The organism is Acinetobacter sp. AC1-2, assembly GCF_016124155.1.
In the GTDB taxonomy this organism is placed as follows: domain Bacteria; phylum Pseudomonadota; class Gammaproteobacteria; order Pseudomonadales; family Moraxellaceae; genus Acinetobacter; species Acinetobacter calcoaceticus.
In genome coordinates this window covers 20,762-45,174 of record NZ_JABFFO010000010.1, presented here as the reverse complement: position 1 = coordinate 45,174, position 24,413 = coordinate 20,762, and the positions used below count along the sequence as shown (strand labels likewise).

General features: G+C 40.5%; 21 protein-coding genes. 9 read left to right on the top strand and 12 right to left on the bottom strand.

The window, feature by feature from the left end; genetic code table 11:
* Positions 1-155: 155 nt before the first annotated feature.
* Complete coding sequence (add, locus tag HL290_RS18020) at positions 156-1,148, bottom strand: adenosine deaminase (RefSeq protein WP_198497187.1); 993 nt, start codon at positions 1,146-1,148, stop codon at positions 156-158.
* 402 nt (positions 1,149-1,550) lie between these two features.
* On the opposite strand from add, the gene HL290_RS18015 reads away from it, so the two are divergent.
* The gene (locus tag HL290_RS18015) at positions 1,551-2,726 is read left to right on the top strand and encodes a zinc-binding dehydrogenase (RefSeq protein ID WP_198497186.1); all 1,176 of its coding nucleotides are present in this window, start codon (positions 1,551-1,553) and stop codon (positions 2,724-2,726) included.
* A gap of 104 nt (positions 2,727-2,830) precedes the next feature.
* On the opposite strand, the gene HL290_RS18010 is transcribed toward HL290_RS18015, so the two are convergent.
* A complete protein-coding gene (locus HL290_RS18010) occupies positions 2,831-3,778 on the bottom strand; it encodes a LysR substrate-binding domain-containing protein (protein WP_198497185.1) in 948 nt (315 codons plus the stop codon).
* Positions 3,779-4,023: 245 nt separating this feature from the next.
* On the opposite strand from HL290_RS18010, the gene HL290_RS18005 reads away from it, so the two are divergent.
* The 3 genes from HL290_RS18005 to HL290_RS17995 all read left to right on the top strand — a co-directional run bounded on the left by HL290_RS18005 (position 4,024) and on the right by HL290_RS17995 (position 8,075).
* Complete coding sequence (locus HL290_RS18005) at positions 4,024-5,244, top strand: acyl-CoA dehydrogenase (RefSeq protein ID WP_198497184.1); 1,221 nt, start codon at positions 4,024-4,026, stop codon at positions 5,242-5,244.
* 226 nt (positions 5,245-5,470) lie between these two features.
* Positions 5,471-6,793 (top strand): MFS transporter, encoded by a 1,323-nt coding sequence (locus tag HL290_RS18000; protein ID WP_198497183.1) that lies wholly within the window; start codon positions 5,471-5,473, stop codon positions 6,791-6,793.
* Between the two features lie 52 nt (positions 6,794-6,845).
* The gene (locus HL290_RS17995) at positions 6,846-8,075 is read left to right on the top strand and encodes a CaiB/BaiF CoA transferase family protein (RefSeq protein WP_198497182.1); all 1,230 of its coding nucleotides are present in this window, start codon (positions 6,846-6,848) and stop codon (positions 8,073-8,075) included.
* 87 nt (positions 8,076-8,162) lie between these two features.
* Here HL290_RS17995 and HL290_RS17990 read toward each other — a convergent pair whose 3' ends face one another.
* Together HL290_RS17990 and HL290_RS17985 are read right to left on the bottom strand one after the other, a co-directional pair.
* A complete protein-coding gene (locus tag HL290_RS17990) occupies positions 8,163-8,822 on the bottom strand; it encodes a VOC family protein (protein ID WP_198497181.1) in 660 nt (219 codons plus the stop codon).
* Positions 8,823-8,836: 14 nt separating this feature from the next.
* Complete coding sequence (locus tag HL290_RS17985; protein ID WP_080028156.1) at positions 8,837-9,385, bottom strand: TetR/AcrR family transcriptional regulator; 549 nt, start codon at positions 9,383-9,385, stop codon at positions 8,837-8,839.
* Positions 9,386-9,484: 99 nt separating this feature from the next.
* On the opposite strand from HL290_RS17985, the gene HL290_RS17980 reads away from it, so the two are divergent.
* Positions 9,485-10,018, top strand: a complete 534-nt coding sequence (locus HL290_RS17980) for an HPP family protein (RefSeq protein ID WP_198497180.1) — start codon at positions 9,485-9,487, stop codon at positions 10,016-10,018.
* A 78-nt stretch (positions 10,019-10,096) separates the two neighbouring features.
* Here the strand turns inward: HL290_RS17980 and tcuB are convergent, their stop codons facing one another.
* From tcuB to HL290_RS17950, 6 genes are all read right to left on the bottom strand, one after another.
* Complete coding sequence (tcuB, locus tag HL290_RS17975; RefSeq protein WP_198497179.1) at positions 10,097-11,230, bottom strand: tricarballylate utilization 4Fe-4S protein TcuB; 1,134 nt, start codon at positions 11,228-11,230, stop codon at positions 10,097-10,099.
* A complete protein-coding gene (tcuA, locus tag HL290_RS17970) occupies positions 11,220-12,626 on the bottom strand; it encodes an FAD-dependent tricarballylate dehydrogenase TcuA (RefSeq protein WP_022575920.1) in 1,407 nt (468 codons plus the stop codon). The genes tcuB and tcuA overlap by 11 nt, the downstream gene beginning before the upstream one ends.
* A 103-nt stretch (positions 12,627-12,729) precedes the next feature.
* Positions 12,730-13,659, bottom strand: coding sequence for a LysR family transcriptional regulator (locus HL290_RS17965; protein ID WP_017392364.1), 930 nt, complete (start codon positions 13,657-13,659; stop codon positions 12,730-12,732).
* Between the two features lie 131 nt (positions 13,660-13,790).
* Complete coding sequence (locus HL290_RS17960; RefSeq protein ID WP_017392363.1) at positions 13,791-14,585, bottom strand: substrate-binding domain-containing protein; 795 nt, start codon at positions 14,583-14,585, stop codon at positions 13,791-13,793.
* An 85-nt stretch (positions 14,586-14,670) separates the two neighbouring features.
* Complete coding sequence (locus HL290_RS17955; protein WP_132072173.1) at positions 14,671-15,981, bottom strand: MFS transporter; 1,311 nt, start codon at positions 15,979-15,981, stop codon at positions 14,671-14,673.
* 278 nt (positions 15,982-16,259) lie between these two features.
* Positions 16,260-17,189, bottom strand: a complete 930-nt coding sequence (locus HL290_RS17950; RefSeq protein ID WP_004641378.1) for a LysR family transcriptional regulator — start codon at positions 17,187-17,189, stop codon at positions 16,260-16,262.
* A 298-nt stretch (positions 17,190-17,487) separates the two neighbouring features.
* Between HL290_RS17950 and HL290_RS17945 the strand changes: the two genes are divergently transcribed.
* Together HL290_RS17945 and HL290_RS17940 are read left to right on the top strand one after the other, a co-directional pair.
* Positions 17,488-18,873, top strand: coding sequence for a long-chain fatty acid transporter (locus HL290_RS17945; protein WP_198497178.1), 1,386 nt, complete (start codon positions 17,488-17,490; stop codon positions 18,871-18,873).
* A gap of 33 nt (positions 18,874-18,906) precedes the next feature.
* On the top strand, positions 18,907-20,274 hold the full coding sequence (locus tag HL290_RS17940; RefSeq protein ID WP_198497177.1) for an amidohydrolase: 1,368 nt from the start codon (positions 18,907-18,909) through the stop codon (positions 20,272-20,274).
* 62 nt (positions 20,275-20,336) lie between these two features.
* Here the strand turns inward: HL290_RS17940 and HL290_RS17935 are convergent, their stop codons facing one another.
* Complete coding sequence (locus HL290_RS17935; RefSeq protein WP_198497176.1) at positions 20,337-21,344, bottom strand: AraC family transcriptional regulator; 1,008 nt, start codon at positions 21,342-21,344, stop codon at positions 20,337-20,339.
* A 216-nt stretch (positions 21,345-21,560) separates the two neighbouring features.
* Here HL290_RS17935 and HL290_RS17930 point away from each other — a divergent pair, with 216 nt between their 5' ends.
* The gene (locus HL290_RS17930) at positions 21,561-22,586 is read left to right on the top strand and encodes a fatty acid desaturase (protein ID WP_198497188.1); all 1,026 of its coding nucleotides are present in this window, start codon (positions 21,561-21,563) and stop codon (positions 22,584-22,586) included.
* 84 nt (positions 22,587-22,670) lie between these two features.
* On the opposite strand, the gene HL290_RS17925 is transcribed toward HL290_RS17930, so the two are convergent.
* Positions 22,671-23,279 (bottom strand): LysE family translocator, encoded by a 609-nt coding sequence (locus HL290_RS17925; RefSeq protein WP_198497175.1) that lies wholly within the window; start codon positions 23,277-23,279, stop codon positions 22,671-22,673.
* Positions 23,280-23,534: 255 nt separating this feature from the next.
* Between HL290_RS17925 and HL290_RS17920 the strand changes: the two genes are divergently transcribed.
* On the top strand, positions 23,535-24,407 hold the full coding sequence (locus HL290_RS17920) for a LysR family transcriptional regulator (RefSeq protein ID WP_198497174.1): 873 nt from the start codon (positions 23,535-23,537) through the stop codon (positions 24,405-24,407).
* Positions 24,408-24,413: the final 6 nt, after the last annotated feature.

The following is a 24,413-nucleotide window of genomic DNA, read 5'->3' as shown; positions in this document are numbered from 1 at the left end:
CTCTGTTCTCTGTTCTCTGTTCTCTGTTCTCTGTTCTCTGTTCTCTGTTCTCTGTTCTCTGTTCTCTGTTCTCTGTTCTCTGTTCTCTGTTCTCTGTTCTCTGTTCTCTGTTCTCTGTTCTCTGTTCTCTGTTCTCTGTTCTCTGTTCTCTGTTCCTAATATTTTTGTCTTAACTCATCTTTTTCTTTATCTGATAAAAATGCGATTTTAAGTCCATTTTCCTGAGCTGTATAAATTTGTTCAGGGGTTAATCCTGCCAATGGGGCAGCATTTAAATATTCATGTTGTATCTCAATGCCTTCTACAGCAGGGTCATCCGTATTAATAGTCGCAAGAACGCCATGCTCTAAAAAAGTCTTTAATGGATGTTGTGCCAATGAAGGTACTGTGTTGGTTTGAATGTTCGAAGTCAGGCAAGACTCAATACCAATCTGATGTTTAGTTAAATAATCTAAAAGCTTCAAATCTTGAACCGCTTTAACCCCATGTCCAATTCGTTCAGCACCTAATTCTTCAATGGCTTGCCAAATACTTTCTGGGCCGGCAGCTTCACCAGCATGTACCGTAATGTGCCAACCTGCATCACGTGCTTTTTTAAAGTGATCTATAAATAAATTGCCCGGAAAACCAAGTTCGTCTCCAGCAAGATCCAACGCTTTAATATCATTTTTATGGGCAAGTAGAGCATTTAATTCTTTTTCGCAGGCTTCTTGGCCAAAAGTACGACTCATAATGCCAATTAAATTCGCTTTTACCCCGTAAGTCTGACTGCCTTCTTTCACACCCGCAATAACCGCTTCAACAACGCCTTCAAGCGGTAGTTGATGGGTCATGCCCATGTAACCCGGCGAAAAACGAAGTTCTACATAGTCTAGGCCTTGTTGTGCAGCATCTTGCATATTTTCAAATGCAATTCGTTTACAGGCATCTAAACTCGCTAATACTTTTACCCCCCAATCCAACTTCGATAAAAAACTTAATAAGTCAGGTTGGTTGTCAATCACTTGTACGTGTGGACGTAAAGATTCAATGTCGTAGGCAGGCAAATCTAAATGGTATTGTTGCCCTAACTCTAAAATAGTTTGAATACGGATGTTGCCATCAAGATGGCGATGAATATCTGTAAGGGGAAGTGTTTTTGTAATCATAGGTTTCTTCTTATCTGTTCGTATCAATTCATCATGCCTGTTTAGGGCTGATGATAAAAGTTTGGATTTGCTATGTTTTTGTGAAAAGGGGTTTAGTTGAGTTTTTTGAACTTAAGATATTCGTTTAAGTTTTAATTTTGATGACATTGTTCTGGCCTAAGAAGATAACGCAGTCTGTGTAAGATACAAGCACTAAGATTTTTATTGTTTTTAATCTCGCTGAGCCTGTCTACTGTTGACTCTTTAACAATGGATTGGCTAAAAAATGGTCATTGGTATTTCATCTGTTACTTGTAAATATGAGTGAAGGCTTGCCAAAGACCAAACTGATAAGGCGATTAATTTATCTGTAGAAATCTATTTCTGGCAAGTAAATGAAAAGAAGAAATAGGAAGCGTTCAAATGAAGTCGGTACTTTGTCATCAAGCAAAATTAGAAGTGGTGGACCAACCGAAATTAACGCCTGCAAAAGGACAGGTGTTATTGGAAGTGGTGCGATGTGGGATCTGTGGCTCTGATTTACATATGCAGCATCACTGTGATCACATGCATGATTTGGCTGCACGTGTCGGGTTTCATGGTTTAGCCAAGTCTACAGACCCATTTGTACTTGGACATGAATTTTGCGGCAAGGTTTTAGACTATGGTCCAAAAACACGTCATAAATTTAAAGCCGATACACTTGTTTGTGCAATGCCGCTTTTAAATGTAGATCAGCATGGTTATTTGTCTACAGGGCTTTCACCAAATGCTTCGGGTGGCTATGCCGAGCAAGTATTGGCTCAGTCGAGCTTGATGTTTGAGGTACCGAATGGTCTAGATGCAGATAGTGCTGCCATGACTGAACCTATGGCGGTTGCATTACATGCTGTCCGCCGTAGCCGTGTGAAAACTGGTGAACCTGCGATTGTGATTGGCTGCGGACCTGTTGGGCTAGGCGTTATATTAATGCTTAAAGCAGCTGGGGTTAAAACCGTGGTTGCCAGCGACTTTTCACCAAACCGCCGTAAGCTTGCCGAGCAATGCGGTGCAGATATTGTGGTAGATCCTAAAGAGACATCGCCATTTGCTAACTGGAAAGAGTTTGGTTTGCTGGGCAATGTATCTGATGCAATTAACATGGGCATGGGGCTGTTTGATAAGTTACAAGCGACACGCTTACCATGGTGGCATGGGTGGCGCATGATTGATAAGTTAGGCGCTTTGCCAAAACGTCCTGTTATTTTTGAGTGTGTGGGCGTACCGGGTGTTTTACAGCAAATTATTGAAGGTGCACCTTTGTTTTCCCGAATTGTCGGGGTGGGCGTGTGCATGCAAAGTGACAAAATAGAACCAGCACTTGCAATTAATAAAGAATTAGAAATTCAGTTCGTGTTGGGCTATACACCGCTTGAGTTTCGAGATGCGCTACACATGATTGCAGAAGGTAAAGTGAACTGCTCACCACTGATTACCGGTGTTGTCGGTTTAGAGGGTGTTGCGAGTGCATTTGAAGCGTTACGCGACCCTGAACAGCATGCCAAAATTTTGATTGACCCGAAACGTAGTGGTTCAGATATTCAATTGATGAGTCATTAATTCAAAGTCATTTGCGCTTAACTAAAAAGATTGTGATCTCATTAATCACAATCTTTTTTTATGAGTATTGATTGCAATATTGGGCATAAATAAAAACTGCTGAGCTAATTTGTATTACTCTTTAGTTGTTCTAGTTCTTTGTAAATCCAGTCGACAAATTTCTGAATGGTCGGTGTGATGTCTTGGCTCGAGTGAATCAGGTAGTACTTTCGGCTGCCTTTTAATTTTTTATTGGAAACAATCACCAGTTCTTTTTTTTGTAGTTCAGACTCAATCAACATTTGCGGAATTAAGGCCATTCCCATGTCATGATTGGCAGCAACAGCAAGCATCGAAAATAACTCATGGCGTTGTCCATCAAAGGGTTTTGGATGTTGCATGTGATGAGTCAGAAACCATTCTTGCCAAATACTAGGCCGAGTGGTTTGTTGCAGCAGGGGAATTTTTAGTAAATCTTCGGAGCTTAAATCATAGGTATTTTCATTGATCATCATGGCATCTGGAAAATACTTTTCGATCAGCCTTGGGGAGCATACAGGTACAATTTCTTCATCCATTAAATAATGCGCTTGTATGCCGGGCCAGTGGTCAATTTGCTGCTGTGTGCCTGCAAAAATAGCAGCGTCAAAAATATTGTCATTAAATAAAAAAGGTTTGGTACTGGTCTCTAAGTGAACCGTAATTTCAGGGTATTTTTGATTTAAAAGATGGAGCTTGGGTAATAACCAGCGCGTTGCAAATGTAGGAACAACACCTAACTTTAATGTTCCACCTAAACCTTTATGAGAAATCACATCAGCCGTACATTTCTCTAGCCCTAACAAGTAAGGCTTAATGCTTTTAAAATATTGTTGTCCTGCGATGGTGAGTTCAACGCCGTGCCGAGTACGTATAAATAATTCAACTCCCAAGAAATCTTCTAACTGCTGAATTTGGCGAGATACCGCACTTTGGGTAATACATAACTCTTGCGCAGCATAGGTATAACTTAAATGTTTTGCTGCACTTTCAAAGCAAATCAGGCCCTGAATTGACGGGATACTTCTTCGCATAAATAAATCCTTTTATTTGTCGTCATATTTCAAAACAGCATATGACCTAAATGCAGATATCGGAGTTTAGTCTAAAAATAAGCCATTTTTAATGAAATACAACCAATTAAATATCTAAATTTAACGCGACTCATTTTAGATATGCGTAAGTCGCATATCTGCATGAAGATTTATCGTTTGATTACTGCATTTTTCACGCATAACATCGAGTTAAATAAAGAAGATCAAATCAAGCAGAGGATGCGATGAATCACATGGTGACAACAAAAAAAGCAAAAGTTCAATTTAACTGGCAAGACCCATTTTTAATTGAGCAACAGCTTACCGAAGATGAGCGCATGATTCGTGATGCGGCTCATGCTTATTGCCAAGAACGCTTGCAACCACGTGTACTTGAACAATTCCGCCATGAAACAACAGATCCGTCTATTTTTCGTGAAATGGGAGAGCTTGGCTTATTGGGACCAACTATTCCTGAGCAATATGGCGGTGCAGGTTTGAACTATGTGAGTTATGGTTTGGTCGCACGTGAAATTGAATATGTCGATTCGGGCTATCGCTCTATGGCGAGTGTACAAAGCTCATTGGTGATGGTTCCGATTCATGAATTTGGTACCGAAGAGCAAAAGCAGAAGTACTTACCTAAACTTGCCACTGGTGAATACATTGGCTGTTTTGGTTTGACCGAACCTGACCATGGCTCAGACCCGGGCAGTATGATTACACGTGCTAAAAAAGTTGACGGTGGTTACCGTTTAACTGGCGCAAAAATGTGGATTACCAATAGCCCAATTGCTGATGTGTTTGTAGTGTGGGCAAAAGAAGTTTCTGCTGAAGGTAATGTTGGTGATATTCGAGGCTTTATTTTAGAAAAGGGCTGGGAAGGGCTATCTGCACCTGCCATTCATGGCAAGGTCGGTTTACGTGCATCGATTACGGGTGAAATTGTGATGGATAACGTTTTTGTGCCTGAAGAAAATGCATTCCCTGAAATTCGAGGATTACGTGGTCCGTTCACTTGCCTAAATAGTGCCCGTTATGGGATTGCATGGGGTGCAATGGGAGCTGCCGAGTTCTGTTGGCATACTGCGCATCGATATACAATGGACCGTAAACAGTTTGGTCGTCCGTTGGCTGCAAATCAGTTGATTCAAAAGAAACTGGCAGATATGCAAACTGAAATTGCATTAGGTTTGCAAATAGCTTTACGTTTTGGCCGTATGAAAGATGAAGGTATAGCGTCAGTTGAAGGCACATCTTTAATTAAGCGTAACAACTGTGGAAAGGCGCTTGATATTGCTCGCATGGCACGTGACATGATGGGTGGAAACGGTATTAGCGATGAGTTTGGTGTGGCACGTCATTTGGTCAATCTTGAAGTTGTGAATACTTATGAAGGTACACATGACGTTCATGCCCTGATTTTAGGCCGTGCGCAAACAGGCATCGCGGCATTTAGTAACTAACTCATTCATTTTTAAAAATAGAGGTGTTCTTTCAAGAGCACCTTTAGGGTTTTGTACGCAAAAATTTATGGATAATGACAAGATTCATCGCAAGGATACTCATGTGAAGATGTACCTCTGTGTACTTAAAATTGAATATAAGATGATGAAAAGTATAGAAGATTAAGTCATACAGAAAACATAAGTAGGCCATCGATGACTCATTTGGGAAAATGAGGAACTAAAGATGAACAATGACGTTCAAGTAATATCGAAAGAGTTAAGAAATACATTTCCAAGTAATCTTGGAACATATGAAAAGATTGGACCTAATACATGGAAATGGGCGTTGTTATTTGCCTATTTTGCGATGGTGGTCGATGGCATTGATATTATGCTGCTGTCTTATAGCTTAACCAGTTTAAAGACAGAGTTTGGTTTAAGTACCTTTCAAGCGGGCGCATTGGGTAGTGCGTCGTTGGCAGGAATGGGCGTTGGCGGTATTTTAGGTGGTTGGGCATGTGACAAGTTTGGTCGTGTAAGAACCATTGCCAACTCGGTGACCTTCTTTTCGGTAGCGACTTGTTTATTAGGTTTTACGCAAAGCTTCGAGCAATTTATGGCTTTACGCTTTATTGGTGCTTTAGGAATCGGAGCACTCTATATGGCCTGTAATACCTTAATGGCTGAATATGTGCCAACAATTTACCGTACAACAGTATTGGGCACGCTACAGACTGGTCAGACCGTAGGTTATATTGCTGCGACGTTATTAGCAGGCGCGATTATTCCAGATCATGGCTGGCGTGTTTTATTCTTCCTAACCGTGGTGCCTGCTTTCGTTAATATTTTTCTACAACGATTTGTGCCAGAGCCAAAATCTTGGCAGCTCACCAAAATTGAAAGTTTACAAGGCAATAGACAGCCTAAAGAAATTGTAGCGACTGAGAAACCCAAAAGTGGCAGTATCTATAAGCAAATTTTTAATAACTTTAAGCACCGTAAAATGTTTCTGTTGTGGATGACTACAGCATTCTTCTTACAGTTTGGTTATTACGGCATTAACAACTGGATGCCAAGTTATTTAGAAACAGAAGTGCATATGAACTTTAAAAACTTAACCAGTTATATGGTGGGTTCATATACAGCAATGATTCTAGGAAAAATTTTAGCGGGTTATCTTGCTGACAAATTTAACCGCCGTGCTGTTTTTGTGTTTGGAACAATTGCTAGTGCCGTGTTCTTGCCAATCATTATTTTCTTTAATACGCCTGACAATATTTTGTATTTATTGATCACCTTTGGCTTCCTATATGGCATTCCATACGGTGTGAACGCGACGTATATGGCTGAAAGTTTTTCAACTGATGTGCGTGGAACCGCCATTGGCGGTGCCTATAACATTGGTCGTGTTGGTGCTGCGATTGCACCAGCTACTATTGGTTTCTTGGCATCGGGCGGTACGTTTACCATGGCATTTATTGTGATGGGTGCTGCATATTTTGTTGCGGGTGTATTGCCGGGCTTATTTATTAAAGATCGTCAGTACGATCCGCAAAAACAATCATAAACAATGACAGGAAGGTGCGTTGAGTACCTTCTAAAAAGATAAGGGTATCGTTATGGGTGCATTACAAGGAATTCGGGTTTTAGATTTAAGTCGTGTGCTTGCGGGCCCGTGGTGTGGACAAATCTTGGCAGACCTTGGCGCAGAAGTGATTAAAATTGAACGTCCTCGAGTCGGTGATGACACCCGCATGTGGGGACCGCCATGGATGCCCGATCAAGATGGAAACATGACCCGTGAATCTGGCTATTTTCAGTGTACCAACCGCAATAAATATTCTGTTGCTGTGGACATTACAACATCAGAAGGTCAGGCCTTAATTTATGAAATTGCCAAGACTGCCGACGTAGTAATTGAAAATTATAAGACAGGGTCTTTGGCAAAATATGGTTTGGACTACGCTTCATTAAGTGAGCTCAACCCAAATATTGTTTATTGTTCGATTACTGGTTTTGGGCAAGATGGCCCACGTGCAGAAGAGCCCGGCTATGATTTTATTATTCAGGGTATGTCTGGCTTAATGAGTATTACCGGTGAACCTGATGATGTGGCAGGTGGTGGTGCACAAAAGGTTGGTGTGGCTGTTGTAGATATTCAAACCGGATTGTATTCCACCATTGCCATTCAAGCGGCCTTGATTGCACGTTCGCACACAGGGCGTGGTCAATATATTGATATGTCACTACTTGATGTGCAGGTTGCGGCACTAGCAAATCAGGGAATGAATTATTTAGCTTCGGGTAAAGCACCACAGCGTATGGGCAATCAACATCCAAGTATTGTGCCGTATCAAACTTTTAAGGCCAAAGATAAAGAATTTATTATTGCGTGTGGTAACGACAAGCAGTTTAAAGATTTGTGTATTGCGATTGGTTACCCAGAGCTGCTCGAAAATGAAAAGTTTGTGCGTAATCAAGACCGCGTAAAGTATCGAAATGAACTGATTCCTTTATTGTCGAAGCACTTTTTGCAGAAAACCGCTAAAGAATGGGTCGAGATGATTCATGCGCTTAAAGTACCTGTAGGTGTCATCAACTCTATTGAAGATGCTTTGGCTGAACCACAAATCGTCCATCGTAATTTGGTGGTCAATATTCCTCATCGTTTAAATGAAAATTTTCAAACCATTGGTTCACCAATGAAGCTGTCTGATACTCCGGTTGAATACCATCATGCGCCGCCAGAGCTTGGTGAACATACTGCTCAAATCTTATCGAGATTTAAAACAGTAGAAGAGCTGGCTACGTTAAAAGAAAAAGGCATTATTGATGGGAAAATTGCTTAAGCTATTGCCGTTTTTAATGTGATTCAATTTAAATAAAAACTGTGATTTGAAATAAATCACAGTTTTTATTATTAGAAAATAAGAGTTTTAATATTTAAAAATGAGCGGCAGCTCTGGTCTAAAATCATGAATCATTCCTTGAGGCTCATGATCAAAACTGAGTTCCATTAAATGCTCTGATCCATCTCTCACTTCAAAATGATCGAGCGTGTTGAACAGTAACGAAGTAGGGTGCTGTTCGAGGTTTGGAATAGAAACCTTGATCGCGGTGATTTCTGATAAATCTTTGCTATGTACAAGAGGTTGTTGTTTTTCTTTCACAGCGAGATCTGGCCGTGAAGCAAATGAAAGGAAGAACCACATCGGTTCAGATACCATAGAATCTTTGGCAACATTTACTTCTAAGCTGGCTGGTAAATAGCTTGGCTTGTAAACCCAATTAGGAAATTTTGCACTGTTATCATCTTTATTTTTAGGACGAAAACAAATACCGAAAGGGGACGCGATATTATTTTGAGCACTGAGTCGTTCAAAAAGCAGGGTGGGTTTTGTGAGATCACTTGAGGCTTCTTCTGGATTATTTAAAAAGATTAATTCGATAAAGCTATTTTTAAAGAAAAAGCGTCTATTTTCGGTACCTTGACCCGGATGCTTATTGGATGAGCCTTCTGTTAGACCAAATTTTTTTAAAGTTTCAGCTTCGGGAGCGCCTGATTGTACACAAATAAAAATATGGTCCACTTCCATTTTAAGTTCTCATGCTAATGTTGATGAATATTAAATAATTGATTAATAGAATTTTTCATATTTATCGCAAGTGTTTCATCGAAACCATCGACTAAAAAGCGGCTAATTAAGCCTTCAATCACCGTATAGATCAGCTCAGATAAAGCTTCACCATTTGGTATATTGCAGTTTTGTGCAATCAATACTTTAATCCATTGTTTATGGGCTTTAGAAATAGAAATAATGTCTTGATCATCTTGGTTAGATTCAGCGACCGCTCTTACAAATAAACAGCCTTTAAAAAAATCTTGCCTAAACCAATTGGTATGCCAATCCAGAATTTTATTGATGGCCTCTAACCCTGTTGCATCTCCCACATAGCCTAAAAGACTTTGCTTGAATCGTTCATCACGAGCAATCAGAACAGACTGAACCAGTTGATTTTTATTTTTATAGTAAGTGTACATGGTGGTTTTTGAACAACCAGATTCATCGCGAATCAAGTCTACGCCAACCCCGACAAAACTATTTTCATTAAATAACTTCTCGGCTGTATCTAATATTTTTAAGGCAGATTTTGACATAAAACTTTTCCAAAAAATAAAATAGTACAGATCTGTACTATTTGGGATTTTATCTATATGCTTTTTAAAAAGCAACTTTTTGTTTGAGGAATAAAACCCATGTTCTCGATCTTTTATGGCAAAGAAAAACTAGCTCCATCGCCCACTAAAGTTGATATTTTAAGAAGTCTTATTGGTGGAACATTGAGCATCTTTATACTTTTGTGGTTGAGTAAGCTCACACACAATATTTTTATCATGGCGCCGTTTGGTGCGACTTGTGTACTGCTTTATACCGTGTCGCAGTCACCTTTGGCACAGCCGAGAAATATCATATTTGGGCATCTTATCTCGGCTTTTGTGGGTTTGTTTTTTCTAAAATTTGTTGGTGTTTCCATTTTTACAATTGCTTTTTCAGTGGGCTGTGCCATTGCACTCATGCAAGTGTTTAAGTGTGTTCATCCACCTGCTGGGGCCAATCCTTTGGTTATTTTGCTTACCGCGAGCAGCATACATTACGAGTGGAGCTTCTTAATTTTCCCTGTTTTGGTCGGTGCAGTGTCTTTAGTTTTTGTTGCGATGCTGATTAATAATATTAAAGCGAGCACCAAGTGGCCGATGTATGGCTTGGGAATTTTAAATAGTAAAAAGTAGGGAAGGCATGAAGTGTTTTGAGCTGAAAAATAATAAAAGTATTCACTATGCCAAGATAGTGAATACTTTTGAGTGAAATTATGACTTCTTCGAAATACGCTCTTCGATGGCAAATTTGAGTAAAGAAGCACTGCGGTAAAAACCATGTGCAAACTTTCCAAATGGCATGGTAATAAAGAAGGTCATGACCGTAGCTAAATGGAAAATCAGCAAAAGTGCCATGTAAGGGGTATTGCGAAATGCCATGAGGGCTAACCCTGAAGCACTAACGATAAGTAGAAGGAAAATAAAGCCTCGATCTACAGGTTTTTGCTCGCGGTCACCATGTAATGGATGGCGTTTAAGGTTTAAATAGAGCAAGCCAGATGGTCCAATCACTAAGCCCAATCCACCCAACGTACCCAAAATAACAGGCAAGCTAAAGATAGGATAAGGTGCATGCAGGTTAAGGAAATAGTGATATAACGTCGCTACGCCTGTAGCTGCAAAGCAGAGCATAAAGCCATAAAAGGTGAGGTGATGGAACACACGGCGGATTTGCGTGTAACGGTCATCTTGCTCATTACAGCCTTTGCCATGCCCACCATCTAAATATTTAAGTGTTAATACATTTTGAGTGGCTTGAACAAGGTCAGGTTTTTCAACTTTGTCATGAATGACTTTAGAGGTTTGTCGCCAGAACTTACTAATTCCAATGCCGAGCAGAACAATGGCAACTGTAAAGGTCGCTCCAAAAAGTAGAGCTAAAAAGTTATGCGGGAAAATCGCATAGAAATTACCTTGATAGCCTGCAAATAGGTCTGTGCCTTTGTACCACACCACAGCTAACATACATAAAAAGAAAATAAGTGTTAACGCCGAGACAAAAGGAATACCCACAGACTTATAAAGTCGACCTAAAGGCTGAGGTGTAGCAAACTCTTGGTAAGTTTCTAAACGTACTTGTGCCATTGCTTGTGGAATATTTACACCAAACTCATGCGGCGGGGCGTATTGGCAAGCATGTAAACATGCACCACAGTTATGGCACAGGTTTGCTAAGTAATGAATATCGGCTTGGTTAAACTCAAGGCGCTTAGTCATCGCCGCAAATACAGCACAAAATGACTCGCAGTAGCGACAAGCATTACAAATCTGTAGCGCCCTTTGAACTTCCTGCTCATGGTCAGAGAGCTGAACAACTGGAATTAGGGCTTTAGTACTAGCATTCATGTTCAACTCCTTGTGAAAGTGCATAATGGGCTGCATTTTTTCCGGCAATGCGTCCAAATGTCGTTCCAATCGACATGCCGACTCCTGCGGTATAACCCTGACCGAGTACATTACCTGCCATCATTTCACCTGCAACAAACAGGTTGCGGCTAGCTTTATTGTTAAAACGTACCGCAGCATCGTCTTCGACTTTTAAACCTAAATAGGTAAAGGTAATGCCAGGTTTGAGGGCGTAAGCATAGAAGGGGGGCTGGTCGAGAGGAACAGCCCAATGGGTTTTGTTGGGAACAATATTTTCGGTGGTGCAGTCATCTAAAACGGTATGGTTAAAGGTGCCTTGCACACAGGCTTGATTAAATTCTTCTACGGTATGACATAAGGTTTTTGCATCCAGCCCGATTTTTTCGGCCAGTTCTTGAATGCTATTTGCTTTTACACCCGCAAACACAGGTGGCATAAAGCGGCCAATGGCTTTTGAGTCGATAATAGAATAGGCAATTTGCTGAGGTTGTTTGGCAACAAGACGTCCCCAAATCGCATAACGTTTTGGCCAGAAGTCTTCGCCTTCATCGTAAAAACGTTCGGCTTTGTTATTGACCACAATTCCTAGTGAAACGCAGTCAATACGGGTGCAGATGCCGCCGTCATATAATGGTGCTCGTGCATCTACAGCGACGCAATGTGATTGCGATGGGTCACCAATAATATCGGCGCCTTGATCTATCATAAATTTGAGCAAATTGCCCTGATTAAAGCGGGTTCCACGAATAATGAAATTATCGGCAGGCCATTCGCCGTTTTCATTTTGTCCCCATGCTTCTCTTAACCATTCCAGATTTGACTCAAAACCACCTGCGGCCAATACACAGCTTTTCGCTTTAAACACACGACCATCTTCAGCAATTGCAGCTTCAAAATGTCCTTGGTTTAACTTTAAATCTTTAATTTTTGTGTTGTATAAAATCTCAATACCAAGTTCTTGGGCACTTCGGTAATACGCATTAATGAGGGCTTTGCCGCCACCCATAAAAAATGCGTTGGTACGTGCAACATGCAAAGCACCTGATAGTGGCGGCTGAAAATTCACACCATGTTTACGCATCCAGTCGCGGCAGGTTGCTGTGCTACGAATGACCAGACGGGCTAAGTGCTCATTGGTTTTTCCGGCAGTGACTTTAAGCAGGTCTTGCCAATATTCTTCTTCGGGATAGGCATCAACCAATACATCTTGAGGAGCATCATGCATGCAGCGAAGGTTACGAGTGTGTTGTGAGTTACCACCACGCCATTCTTTAGGTGCTGCTTCTATTACTAGCACAGACGCGCCACTTTCTTTTGCCGTGAGCGCGGCACACAGTGCGGCATTCCCACCACCAATTACAATCACATCATGCATGGATTTCTCCCTTTCTCAGCTAGGGCTAATGTAGCTTTAAAAGGGAATGTGAAGTGAGAGGCTGGGCTTGAATGGGTGTTTAGTAAAAATAAACACTAATGGCTTAAGTGTTTATTATCTCCGCACCAGGCCAGCGTTTTTCATTAATCAGGTTGGTTACACAGGCACGAATCACCACTTTAGTAGCTAAAGTGGCAGGTGAGATTTCTTCTTCAGATAAACTAATTAAATAGTTAATACGTTCAATTGCAGGTTCTACAACGCGCAGTAAACATAAGTCTTGCCGAGAGTTTAATGCTGCACCCGCAGGTTGGATGGTTGCCATTTCAAGTTGGCTAATGCTTTCCATTAGCAAATGTAGCCCATCAATTTCATAGGCCACTTTAAGCTGATGAATTTTTTGTTCGAGCAACAAACGCAGCCCATGTCGTTGGCTCGGTAAAATCAGTGGAAGTTCTTTTAGTTGTGAATGAGTAATAGTTTGAGTGTCGATACAGCTTTCAAGGTGGTACTGGCTCAGCACTTCTTTAGGCGAAATTAAAAACATCTGTTCTTTGACTAAAGGCTGTATCGCCCATTGTGGGTCTACATCGTCACTAAAGATGATAGCAACATCGAGCTGTCTTGCATTAACCAAGGCTTTGAGATCACCCGATAAGCCTTCAATTAAACGGACTTTAATGTCGGGGTAACGATTTCTCATGAGTTTTAAAAAATGCGTACCAATAACCGCTGCAACACTCGGAGAAAAACCGACGGTAACATGTCCACTTAAACGTGAAGAATGCGCAGAGTCTACGGCATGATCTAGATGCCTAAGCGCCAGTTGAACCTGTTGAAAAAAAGCTAAACCCGCAGGGGTGGGAACTGTACCCAAAGCGGTACGTTGTAAAAGGCGAATAGAAAGTTCGCTTTCTAATTTTGAGATTTGCTGACTTAATGCAGACGTTCCAATATCGAGATTTTTTGCAGCTTTACCCAAGCTTCCTGACTCGATCACTGCAATAAAATACTTTAATTGTTTGAGTTCCACGGCAAATACTACATTGACCTTTATTGATTATTCTACACTGGTTTATTGCTATACATTTTGTTCTATTACGCTGAGTAAACTACCAAAAGAGTAAAGGCAACATCACCTCAAGATGTTGCCTTTTAGAGCTTTTATTGTTTAACCTGCTCAAGACCCTGTTCTTCAATAATTTGTGTTGCTTGAGGCGATTTCACAAATTTGATGAGCTCTTTTGCGACTTTTTCATGTTCAGAGTTTTTACCAATGCCAGCCGCAAACACGGTGACTTTTTGATAAGGCGCAGGAATTGGACCCACTAAATCAACCTGACCATATTGACCAGTAAAAGGTTTGATTTCACTAATTTGCTGGAAACCAATATCAAACTGTCCTTCAGCAATACGTTTTGCAACACGGTCACCGACCACTTTTTCTGCTTTACCAGAAATCACTTTGTACTCGACAGGTGGGAAGCTTGGGAAAACATCTTTTTCAAGATGCGTACCGCTCGCACTTGCTGAATAACCAATGTGCTTGGCATTTAATAAAACCTTTTCGAATTTTGCCGCAGAGCTAATATCTGGTTTTGGTGCACCCTTAGGTACAGCCATGCCAATGCTTGAATTAACTAAAGCACTCTGCGAATTTGGATCTACATAACCCTTTTCTGCTAGCTTGTTCAGTTCAGGAGCAGCTAATACTACGACATCAAAATGTTCACCGCGATCGAGTCGGTTTGGAATCGCCGTTGGCGATGCACCCATGGATGAACCAGACGAGAGATGAACGTTATGGCCAGTTTGCTTTTCAAATATTGGAATGAGTTTTTCCATAGATGAATAAAAACCGCCTGAGCTAATCACTTCGAGTGTATCTGCGTTAGCAAGGGTCGAGCCTAAGCCTGCACCAGCTAGGCAAATGGTCATGAAGATAGGGGACTTTTTCATAGTATCTCGATTTAATGATAGGAGAGCACAGTACGGCTGCAAATGCGCCGTACTGTTCATTAAAATTTCAGGTTAAGTTGTTGTTTTAAGCGCTAACCTTCACAGGTTCAGCAATTGCGTCAGTATTTTTCTGTTTAGAACCACGGCATAGATATAAGCTTGAGATTAGGCTACATACCGCAGCTAACATCAGCCAGAATGCTGGTGTACTTGCGTTACCTGTATGCTCAACGAGATATGTACATGCAATTGGAGTCATGCCACCAAAAATAGCTGCTGCAAGACTAAAAGCTAAAGAGAAGCCGACTGTACGTACACGCTTTGGCATCACTTCGGCAAGTGTTGCTACCATGGTGCCGTTGTACAGACCAAAGAAGAACGAGAAGTAAGCAAGCGTAATAATTAGATTGGTGAAACTAATGTCACTCACCAACCAGCTTAAAACTGGATAAGTTGTAAAGATGGCAAGTGTCGTAATACCGACTAAAACAGGACGACGACCAATTTTGTCTGATAGTAAGCCACCCATTGGCAACCAGAAGAAATTCGATAAACCTACAAACACAGTCGCTAAAAGGCTATCTGTTACCGACATTTCTAAAGTACGTTTTGCATACACCGTGGTGTAAACCGTAATGAAATAGAAAGTGGTTGTGGTCATCGCACTCATCATCATGCCCGCAAGTACGATGCGCCAGTTGCTCGCAAGCGTGCTGAAAATTTCTTTGGTCGATGGATGAGTTTTTTGAGCTTTAAAGTCTTCAGTTTCTTCTAAAGTACGGCGGAACAAGAAGATTAAAGGAATAATCAAACAACCAATTAAGAACGGAATACGCCAGCCCCATTCACCCACTTGAGCATGAGTTAAAATGGTGTTGAGCCAGTAGCCAAGTAATGCTGCAAACACAACCGCAATTTGTTGGCTGCCAGATTGCCAGCTTGTGATAAATCCACGGTTTTTATCTGTTGCAATTTCAGCTAGATAAATCGATACACCGCCAGATTCAACACCTGCCGAGAAGCCTTGTAATAGACGTCCAATCACCACCAAAATTGGCGCAATAATACCAATGGTTTCATAACCCGGTACAAAGGTAATTAAGATGGTTCCGATTGCCATAAGGCTTAAAGTCACAATAAGACCTTTACGTCGACCAACTCTGTCGACATAAGCGCCCAAGAAAATAGCGCCGAGAGGACGCATAAGAAAGCCCGCAGCAAACACGGTAAATGTCATCATTAAAGAGACATATTCATTTTCAGAGTGGAAAAATTTTGCTGCGATATAAGTGGCATAGAAACCAAAAAGAAAAAAATCGTACTGTTCTAAAAAGTTGCCACTCGTTACATTTAATATTTTTTTAAAAGTAGCCCTACGGTTATTCACGACATCCATTGGAGACCTCCTTGGCCTGACAAAATGGAAACATTCACGATCTTCAATGGAGGGCCTTAAATCGACTCATTCAATAAACCTAAATAGCAAATGGGTTAGAGATGAGATTTAAAGGTGTCCTTCGTAGAAAATGTGATGCCTTGTTTCCAGTTCAAACTACACATCTATAATTCGATAAACAGAAATTCACTTATCATTCAGATGAAAATGTAATCTCAAACAGCAGGAGGGAGTGAGAGGGCAAAATTAATTGGGTATTTAATAAAATTAATGACCCTTTATAAAATAATTTCAGAACATGGCCAAATTTGGTTTTGAATCAACTCTTTCACACACGCTTTAATTGCCGATTTTGCAGCGAGTGCAGCAGGTGATAATTCTTCTTCGGCAAGGCTGACTAAGTAATTGATTCGCTCAACTTCAGGATCGATCAATTTTAGTAGTTGAAGCTTATGTTTGTACTCTTGTAGACAAGCACTTCCGGGGCGGACGCTGGCAAGGTCGAGGTGAATCAGGCTATCCATCAGCAAGTGCAGGCCATCAATTTCATAGACGACATTGAGTTGTCCAATCTTATGCTCAAGCAGTTTTCTTAAGCTATGACGCTGACGTGGCAACACTAAAGGAATATCACCAATTTGTTGAGACCGAATAATGCCGCTTTTGATGCACTCAGCAAGACCATATTTTTCGAGCACTTCTTTTCGTGCCATTAAATACATTTGCTCACGTACTAGCGGTTGTATCGACCATTGCTTGTCAATTTCATTGGTAAAAATAATGGCAATATCAAGCTGACGTGAATTAATCGACTGAATCAGGTTGCCCGACAGCGTTTCCACAATTTCTAGGCGAATGTCTGGATAGCGTTCAGACATTAGTTTCATTAAAGGGATGCCAATTAAAGCGGTAATGGTAGGTGGAAAACCAAGACTCACATGGCCTGAAAGCCGTGCCGAATGGGCAGCATCTACCGCAAAGTTAATCTGACGTAAAATGAGTTGAGAATGTTTTAAAAAGGCGAGGCCTGCGGGAGTTGGGGTCACACCAAAAGCATTACGCTGTAATAGGCGAATGCTTAGCTCTTGCTCTAGCTTACTAATTTGTTGACTGATTGCTGACGCACCGACATCGAGTTTTTGAGCAGCTTTACCAATACTGCCTGCTTCAACCACCGTCAAAAAATATTTTATTTGCTTGATTTCCATAATAAATGTATTTGCTCATCATCCTTGATTTATAGAGATATGAAGGATTGGGAAATCTATCATGCGCTTTAATATTAACAGCAATAAATACAAAAGTTTCTTAAAAAATTATCTGAAAGTTTTAAATCTTTGTCGTCTTTAATCTTGAGTTCAAAGGAACTTATCTCATTTCAGAGAGGCAATTTTATAATTTTTAAATATGGCATCCACAGTCAACGAATTGGCGTTTGGGGCTAAGCGCACCACTCAAAATCTAAATAAAGTGAACAATCAAAATAAAAAAATCCAGGATGGATCCATGATTTTTGTAGTAAGAAATAGAACATTAGTATTGGGAATCGCTTCAATTTGTACAAGTGCATTACAGGCTGCTGCATTTGATAAAACAGGCCAATCCGTATCAGCATTTTTACAACCGGGAAATTATTTTGAAGCCAGTTTAGGTGTGACAGATACTGATTTAAAAGGAGTGGAATCTGGTACTAACCCTTCACATCAGTCAATTTCCGATATTGCCAATACAGATTATCGGCCGACTGCAGCTTTAAAATTTCAGCTTGCACCGCAGTATTCATTTGGATTGCTTTACGATCAGCCTTTTGGGGCTGACACCGAATATTCAGGTGTAAATGGCTTTGTCGCAACCCCGAAAGACACAGTTATGCTTCCCGGTATTACGACTACAAGCCTTGCAAATGCTACTTCTGGTCAAGTTCCCACAGGAAATGCAAAATCAGAATTTGATATTCAAAGTTTCAGCCTCATTGCTGGATATCAGCCTAATAAAAACTGGAATATTTTTGCAGGGCCGGTTTATCAAACCTTCAAAAGTCAGGTCAATTTAAGAGGCAATGTATTTAGTCTTTATAATGGCTATGACTTTCAAACTAAAACTGTGGGCGATTGGGGTTGGTTAGCTGGGCTGGCTTATCAAATTCCTGAAAAGGCCGTTAAAGTTTCGCTTGCCTATCGTTCAGCCATTACCCACAAAGTAAACGCAACTGAAAATGCGCCGTTAATTGATATGTTAACGACTCAGCAAGGACGCGATTTAGTTAGCCAACATCTCGACTATATGATTTCTATCGGGCAGATGACCGAGCAAAAGAAAAACTATTTAAATCACATTATTTCAGAGTTACCTAATGGCGAAGGGTCTGGCACAACCAAATTTAAATCTCCAGACTCAGTGAATTTGGAGTTTCAAACGGGTTTACGTCAGGGAACTTTATTGTTCGGTAGCTTGCGTTGGGTAAATTGGAGTGATTTGGCGCTACAACCTTACCGTTTTGGTGAAATTTCAAAAGTTGTCGGGGTGCTATCAACACCGAGCCGTCCAGAAGGGTTTAATTTGGTTCGTTATGACGATGACCAATGGACTTTAAATTTGGGAGTAGGGCAACGTTTTTCACCTAAATGGTTAGGCTCTGTGTCAGTGGGTTGGGACTCTGGTGCAGGTGATAAAGTCTCAACGGGTGGCCCAACCAAGGGATATTACAATTTAGGAATCGGTGCTCAATATAGCCCAACATCCCAATACTTTATTTCTGGTGGTGTGAAATATTACTGGTTAGGCGATGCAAAAGGTCAGCTTGGCGCACAGGCGGGTAGTGACTATTACGTGGGTGAGTTTAAGGACAACCACTCTATAAGCTATGGCTTAAAAATAGGATATAAATTTTAAAATTAAATCATTCATTTATAAGGTTTTAATTACATGAATAAAATCATCAAAAACGGCATATTTTTAGGGTTATCGACTTTGATTGCAGGTTATGGAACTGTCCTCCATGCCGAAGTAAACCCATCTAATTTACCTACTGTCTCACAAAAAGCGTTAACCATTATTGACGGCCAAACACAGTGGTTAAGTAAGGTTTATAAAGATATTCATGAACACCCAGAATTGGGATTTATGGAAACGCGTACCTCTGCCATTGTTGCCAAAGAGCTTAAGTCATTAGGGTTTGATGTTAAAACTGGCATAGCCAAGACAGGTGTGGTTGGAATTTTAAAAAACGGTGATGGGCCAACGGTCATGTACCGTGCCGACATGGATGCCAATACGGTTCAAGAAGCGACTGGCTTACCTTATGCAAGTAAAGTGCGGGTAAAACTCGACGATGGAACCGAAACGCCTGTTGCACATATGTGTGGTCATGATGCACATGTGACATGGATGCTGAGTATGGCAAAAACCATGGTAGCTCTAAAAAAGGAATGGAGCGGAACCATGATTTTAGTCGCACAACCTGCTGAAGAGCCTGTAACGGGTGCTAAAGCCATGGTGACTGACGGTTTGTGGACAAAATACAACTTACCAAAACCCGATTATTTCTTTGCAGTTCATACCACACCTGCACCTGTTGGAACGGTAATCAATGCACCGGGACCACGCATGGCGGGAACAGATCAACTTGATATTTTATTTAAAGGTGTTGGTGGGCATGGTTCACTCCCATATTTAACCAAGAACCCGATTAGCATGGCGGCAAATGCAGTAACTCAATATCAAACTATTATGGGTAACGCAGTCGACCCTCAACAAGCAGCAGTTTTATCGATTGGCTCAATCCAAGCTGGAAATTCGAATAATGTGATTCCTTCTACTGCACTGGTCAAAATGAATTTACGTTGGTTTGATCCAAAAGTACGCGAAACCATGTTAAATAACATAAAGCTTATGAGCGAAGGTGCTGCGCAAATGCAGGGCATGGGTAAAGATCAATTGCCTACTTTTACCTTTAAGGGTTCAAGTACGCCTGTAGTCAATAATAAAGAATTCTCTGCGCGTTTAAATGGACCACTAAAAGCTTTGCTAGGCGACAAACATGTTCTAACTGAATATCCCGCCGTTATGGGTTCTGAAGATGTTCATCATTTGTTAGGTGATCAAAAAGACATTCCGTTTAACTTTATGTTCATTGGCGTGGCAGATCCGGTTGTGTTTGCAAATGCAGTAAAGCAAGGCAAACCCGCACCTTATATTCCGCACAGTCCGAACTATGTTGTAGATTTAAAAGCCTTGCCAGTCGGAGCTAAAGTCACCACAGTGTCTATGCTCGAACTGTTAAATAAAAAATAAGATATTCATAAAAAAAAGATGCACATGAATGCATCTTTTTTTTATCTAAAATTTCTAGAAATTTAAGAGAAAGACAGATGTTTTTCCCGATAGTGTAGCGGTGATAAATCTGTCCAGCGTCGAAAAGCACGGGTAAAACTACTCACATCGGTAAAGCCAAGAATATAGGCAATTTCGGTAATATTGTGGCTTGAATTTTTGATATACGACAAAGCGAGTTCGTGCCGTGTATTGTCGAGTAGCTCGCTATAAGAGGTATTTTCTGCCGAAAGCTTGCGTTGCAGACTGCGTATACTTAAGCCTAAACTTTTTGCAACGTCTTGTTGTTGAAAGTCACCTGTAGATAATTTTTCAATGAGTTTTACTTTCACACGAGCCAATATATTTTCTTTATCAAATCTTGCGAGATAACGATTAATAATCTCATCATATTCTTGGGTGAGGGACGGATTCCCACCATCTAAAGGCTGCTCTATGGTTGCTGTGTCAAACACAATCATGTCTTTGGGTGCATTAAACGCAATCGGGGCTTTTAAAATACTCTGAAAAGTTTCTAAATCTTCTGGCTCTGAGCGTCTTAGTTCAATGCGTAAGGGCGAAAAAACAGAACCTTGTAACGCACGACTTGAACGAATAAAAACAGAGATAAAAGCATCGATAGATTCGGGTTGAACTTCGTCGGGAACATGAATAACGAAATAATGATTTTTTCCCTCGCCATAAAACTCGAGTTCAGGAATGTCGGTCACTATGCGGAAGTAACGAATAATTCTTAAAAACATTTCTTTTAGTGTGGTGCTGGTAATGAGTGAATGGCCCAACACATGAAATGTATTTTGATTGACTTGGCTGGCAACTTTAAGGCCAAAGCACGAGTCTTGAGTCGCTTGAACGGCTAATTTCCATAAAGTTGCTGTGTTTTTTAATGAATAGCGTGCATCTGGATCATTTAGGGCCTGAACATCTAAACCTGCTTGTTTTAATAAAGGTTGGCTATCCACACCTGCTTTCTCAAGCGCTTTTTGAATCGCTTTAACCCAGCTAGCCAGTGCCGTTGCTGTCTGTGGCATGTTATGTCCTATAACTTGTGATTCATATTCCTGTGAGCAGTATAAAAGATTCAAAACTAAAAAATCTTTTGTTTGTTTTGAATCTTACTATTTTGGCATCCATAGCCAATAGATTGGCGTTTCGAGCTAAGCGTACAAAGATAGATATAAATAAAGTAGGGATATGAGAAAACTGAGGAATAACGGATGACCTACATATATAAAAATCCTGCTGGAATGAGTGATAGCGAGAAAACGGAACACATTAAAAAAGTAGTTACAGCGGAAGGTGTGGCTTTACGCAAGCACCATCCGATTTTGAACCATCAAAACGCAATAGGAGCGATGATTCTATTTGTTTCGCTCGTTGGAATGATTGCTACGGCTGTACTCTATATTAATCATCAGCTTTCAGCGTGGTTCGCAATTCCAATTATTGCGTTTTTTGCATCTCTTACCCATGAGTTAGAACACGACCTCATTCACTGGATGTATTTTAGAAAAAAACCATGGGCACATCATTTAATGATGGGCTTAGTGTGGTTAGCTCGCCCAAGTACCATTAACCCGTGGAAACGCCGTGAGCTTCATTTTAATCACCATAAAAATTCAGGCACTGAAGTTGATTTAGAAGAAAGAGCGCTCACCAATGGAGAGCAGTGGAGCATACGCCGACTCGTCGCGATTGGTGATAATGGCTTTGCAGTTTTGCTACGCATTATTGCTGCAAGTAATTGGACTGTTAGAAAAGTTATTTTTAAACGTGCGTTCTTAGCTTATTTTCCACTTGGAATTATTCATTGGTCTCTTTGGTATATCTTCTTAGGGTTCCATGCAGTTGATATGGTTTCAAGCTTGGCAAATGCACCGATCGCATGGTCAGATACAACCCTAAATGTTATGCATGTGATTAATATTCTGACTGTGGTGTGGATTGCGCCAAATGTGCTGCGTACTTTCTGCCTGCACTTTGTGACAAGCAATATGCATTACTATGGTGATGTTGAATTAGGCAATGTGATTCAACAAACGCAAGTGTTAACACCGTGGTGGATGATGCCGTTCCAACTCTTTTGCTTTAACTTTGGTTCGACGCATGCCATCCATCATTTTGTGGTGAAAGAACCATTCTACATTCGACAAATGACTGCACCCGTTGCGCATAAAGTCATGCGTGATATGGGTGTTCGATTTAACGATGTCGGCACCTTTAAAAGAGCGAATCGTTGGAATGTAAATGATTTATCTGAATCGAATACTTAAAAAATAGATTCTTAACTCGCTTGAATGGACTGAATTCTACAGATAGGACTCAGTCCACACTCTATTTCTTAAAATTCATTGGCTCTATTGAAACTGAGTAAAAAGAAGAATAACGCCTAATGCACATAAAATTGAACCAATCACCTTATTAATTTGCACTTGCTTGGCTAACATTTTTTGCCTTAACAGCATTGATGAAAAAAGCACAGCCACTAGTGAAAACCAGACAAAATGGGCAAATGACATAAAAAAGCCATAAGCTAAAAGAACGGTTTTAGGCGTGGTTAAACTTACAATTTGGGTATAAGTACTGATCACAAATAGCGTAGTTTTCGGGTTGAGGGCGTTGGTAAAGAAGCCGTATTTTATGGCTTGAAAAGTACCTATAGAAGTTAAAGCGGCAGTGTCTAAAACTGGTTTTTGAGTAAAGGTTTTATAGCCAATATAGATTAGGTAAATCGCACCAATATACTTAACAATATTCAAAATTTGCGGCGTATAAGTCATCACAAACGCAACAGCAATTAATGTATAGGTCACATGCACCAACACCCCAAGCGATATTCCAAGTGAAGTGAACACACCTATTTTTCTGCCGTACAGATAACTATTTTTGGTCACGATCGCGAAGTCAGCGCCGGGGCTAACCACCGCCAAAATCGTAATGAGAATAACCGCAATAAACTCTGCCATTATCTTGTCCCATCACTGAAAATAAGGGAGCTAATCTGTACTTTTTGGAATGTATTTAAAAAGGTGAAAGCATTACCCAAAGCAGCTATTTTTTCAGAATAAGAAGTCGTATCGATATGGTTGTGCAGATAGATATCGATATTCAATATGTTTTTTATCATCTAAAATAGGGTTTAATAAAGATGATTTTTATTTTGAACAAAAACCTAGAAATAAAAATCGATAAAAACGACTAACCACTTATGAGTTTTTGGAATGATCGAAAGAATATCGCTGAATTCATTAAAATTTTTCTATTTTGTGGCGAAGTATGGCAGCGTCACTTTAGCTGCAAAGAAATTATTTGTGACGCAAAGTGCGGTCAGTAAACAGATTTATAACTTAGAAGAAGCTTTAAATACGACTTTGTTCGACCGAAAAAATAAAACACTTGTGATGACTGAGCAGGGCGAAATTTTATTGAGTTGTTGCCATCAGGTTTTTGGTCAACTCGATGAATGTTTAATACAACTAAGCCAGCCTAAAACTCACAATAAACAACTGGTCTTGTCCTGTGAACCGACTCTTTCCATGAAATGGCTCATTCCACGGCTCTCAAAATTTAAAAAGCTTGGTCATGATTTTGAGGTGGTGTTACTCACAGCAGGTGGGGTGGTCGACTTTGAAAAAGATAATATTGATATCGCGATTCGCAGAAATGATTTTGTTTGGGGAGAGCATATCTTTAGCGAAAAAATTGCCGATGAATACATCGCAATGATTCAAGCAACCAAGCCATCTGAAACAAACGACTTACTCATTTCGACCTCTAGACCGAATTTTTTCAAAAGCGTTAGCCGCATTGCTGAGTTAAAGCAGAGTTTAAAAGGCTACGCTAAAGTCGAACTCGAACATTTTTATCTATGTTTAGAAGGCTGCTTAGCTGGACTCGGCGCAACCGTGATCTCAATTTATATGATTGAAAAAGAGCTAGAGTGGAACTTACTGCAAAAAATTTCACCAGTCGTACAAGACGGTTCAGCCTATTTTTTACTTTCTCATAGCACTTTCGAGGAAGATTCACGCAAAACCATATTTCTAGAATGGCTAAAAACAGAGATGAGCGAGAGTCAGTATAAATTACTTTAGGTCTAG

Excerpts from the sequence above, each read along its gene's own strand:
- HL290_RS17950 (WP_004641378.1), bottom strand. The coding sequence starts at position 17,189 with ATGGAAATCAAGCAAATAAAATATTTTTTGACGGTGGTTGAAGCAGGC.
- HL290_RS17925 (WP_198497175.1), bottom strand. The coding sequence starts at position 23,279 with ATGGCAGAGTTTATTGCGGTTATTCTCATTACGATTTTGGCGGTGGTT.
- HL290_RS17935 (WP_198497176.1), bottom strand. The coding sequence starts at position 21,344 with ATGCCACAGACAGCAACGGCACTGGCTAGCTGGGTTAAAGCGATTCAA.
- HL290_RS18005 (WP_198497184.1), top strand. The coding sequence starts at position 4,024 with ATGAATCACATGGTGACAACAAAAAAAGCAAAAGTTCAATTTAACTGG.
- HL290_RS17985 (WP_080028156.1), bottom strand. The coding sequence starts at position 9,385 with ATGTCAAAATCTGCCTTAAAAATATTAGATACAGCCGAGAAGTTATTT.
- add (WP_198497187.1), bottom strand. The coding sequence starts at position 1,148 with ATGATTACAAAAACACTTCCCCTTACAGATATTCATCGCCATCTTGAT.
- HL290_RS18010 (WP_198497185.1), bottom strand. The coding sequence starts at position 3,778 with ATGCGAAGAAGTATCCCGTCAATTCAGGGCCTGATTTGCTTTGAAAGT.
- HL290_RS17980 (WP_198497180.1), top strand. The coding sequence starts at position 9,485 with ATGTTCTCGATCTTTTATGGCAAAGAAAAACTAGCTCCATCGCCCACT.
- HL290_RS18000 (WP_198497183.1), top strand. The coding sequence starts at position 5,471 with ATGAACAATGACGTTCAAGTAATATCGAAAGAGTTAAGAAATACATTT.
- tcuB (WP_198497179.1), bottom strand. The coding sequence starts at position 11,230 with ATGAATGCTAGTACTAAAGCCCTAATTCCAGTTGTTCAGCTCTCTGAC.
- HL290_RS17955 (WP_132072173.1), bottom strand. The coding sequence starts at position 15,981 with ATGGATGTCGTGAATAACCGTAGGGCTACTTTTAAAAAAATATTAAAT.
- HL290_RS17945 (WP_198497178.1), top strand. The coding sequence starts at position 17,488 with ATGATTTTTGTAGTAAGAAATAGAACATTAGTATTGGGAATCGCTTCA.
- HL290_RS17920 (WP_198497174.1), top strand. The coding sequence starts at position 23,535 with ATGATCGAAAGAATATCGCTGAATTCATTAAAATTTTTCTATTTTGTG.
- HL290_RS17990 (WP_198497181.1), bottom strand. The coding sequence starts at position 8,822 with ATGGAAGTGGACCATATTTTTATTTGTGTACAATCAGGCGCTCCCGAA.
- HL290_RS17995 (WP_198497182.1), top strand. The coding sequence starts at position 6,846 with ATGGGTGCATTACAAGGAATTCGGGTTTTAGATTTAAGTCGTGTGCTT.
- HL290_RS18015 (WP_198497186.1), top strand. The coding sequence starts at position 1,551 with ATGAAGTCGGTACTTTGTCATCAAGCAAAATTAGAAGTGGTGGACCAA.
- tcuA (WP_022575920.1), bottom strand. The coding sequence starts at position 12,626 with ATGCATGATGTGATTGTAATTGGTGGTGGGAATGCCGCACTGTGTGCC.
- HL290_RS17960 (WP_017392363.1), bottom strand. The coding sequence starts at position 14,585 with ATGAAAAAGTCCCCTATCTTCATGACCATTTGCCTAGCTGGTGCAGGC.
- HL290_RS17940 (WP_198497177.1), top strand. The coding sequence starts at position 18,907 with ATGAATAAAATCATCAAAAACGGCATATTTTTAGGGTTATCGACTTTG.
- HL290_RS17930 (WP_198497188.1), top strand. The coding sequence starts at position 21,561 with ATGAGTGATAGCGAGAAAACGGAACACATTAAAAAAGTAGTTACAGCG.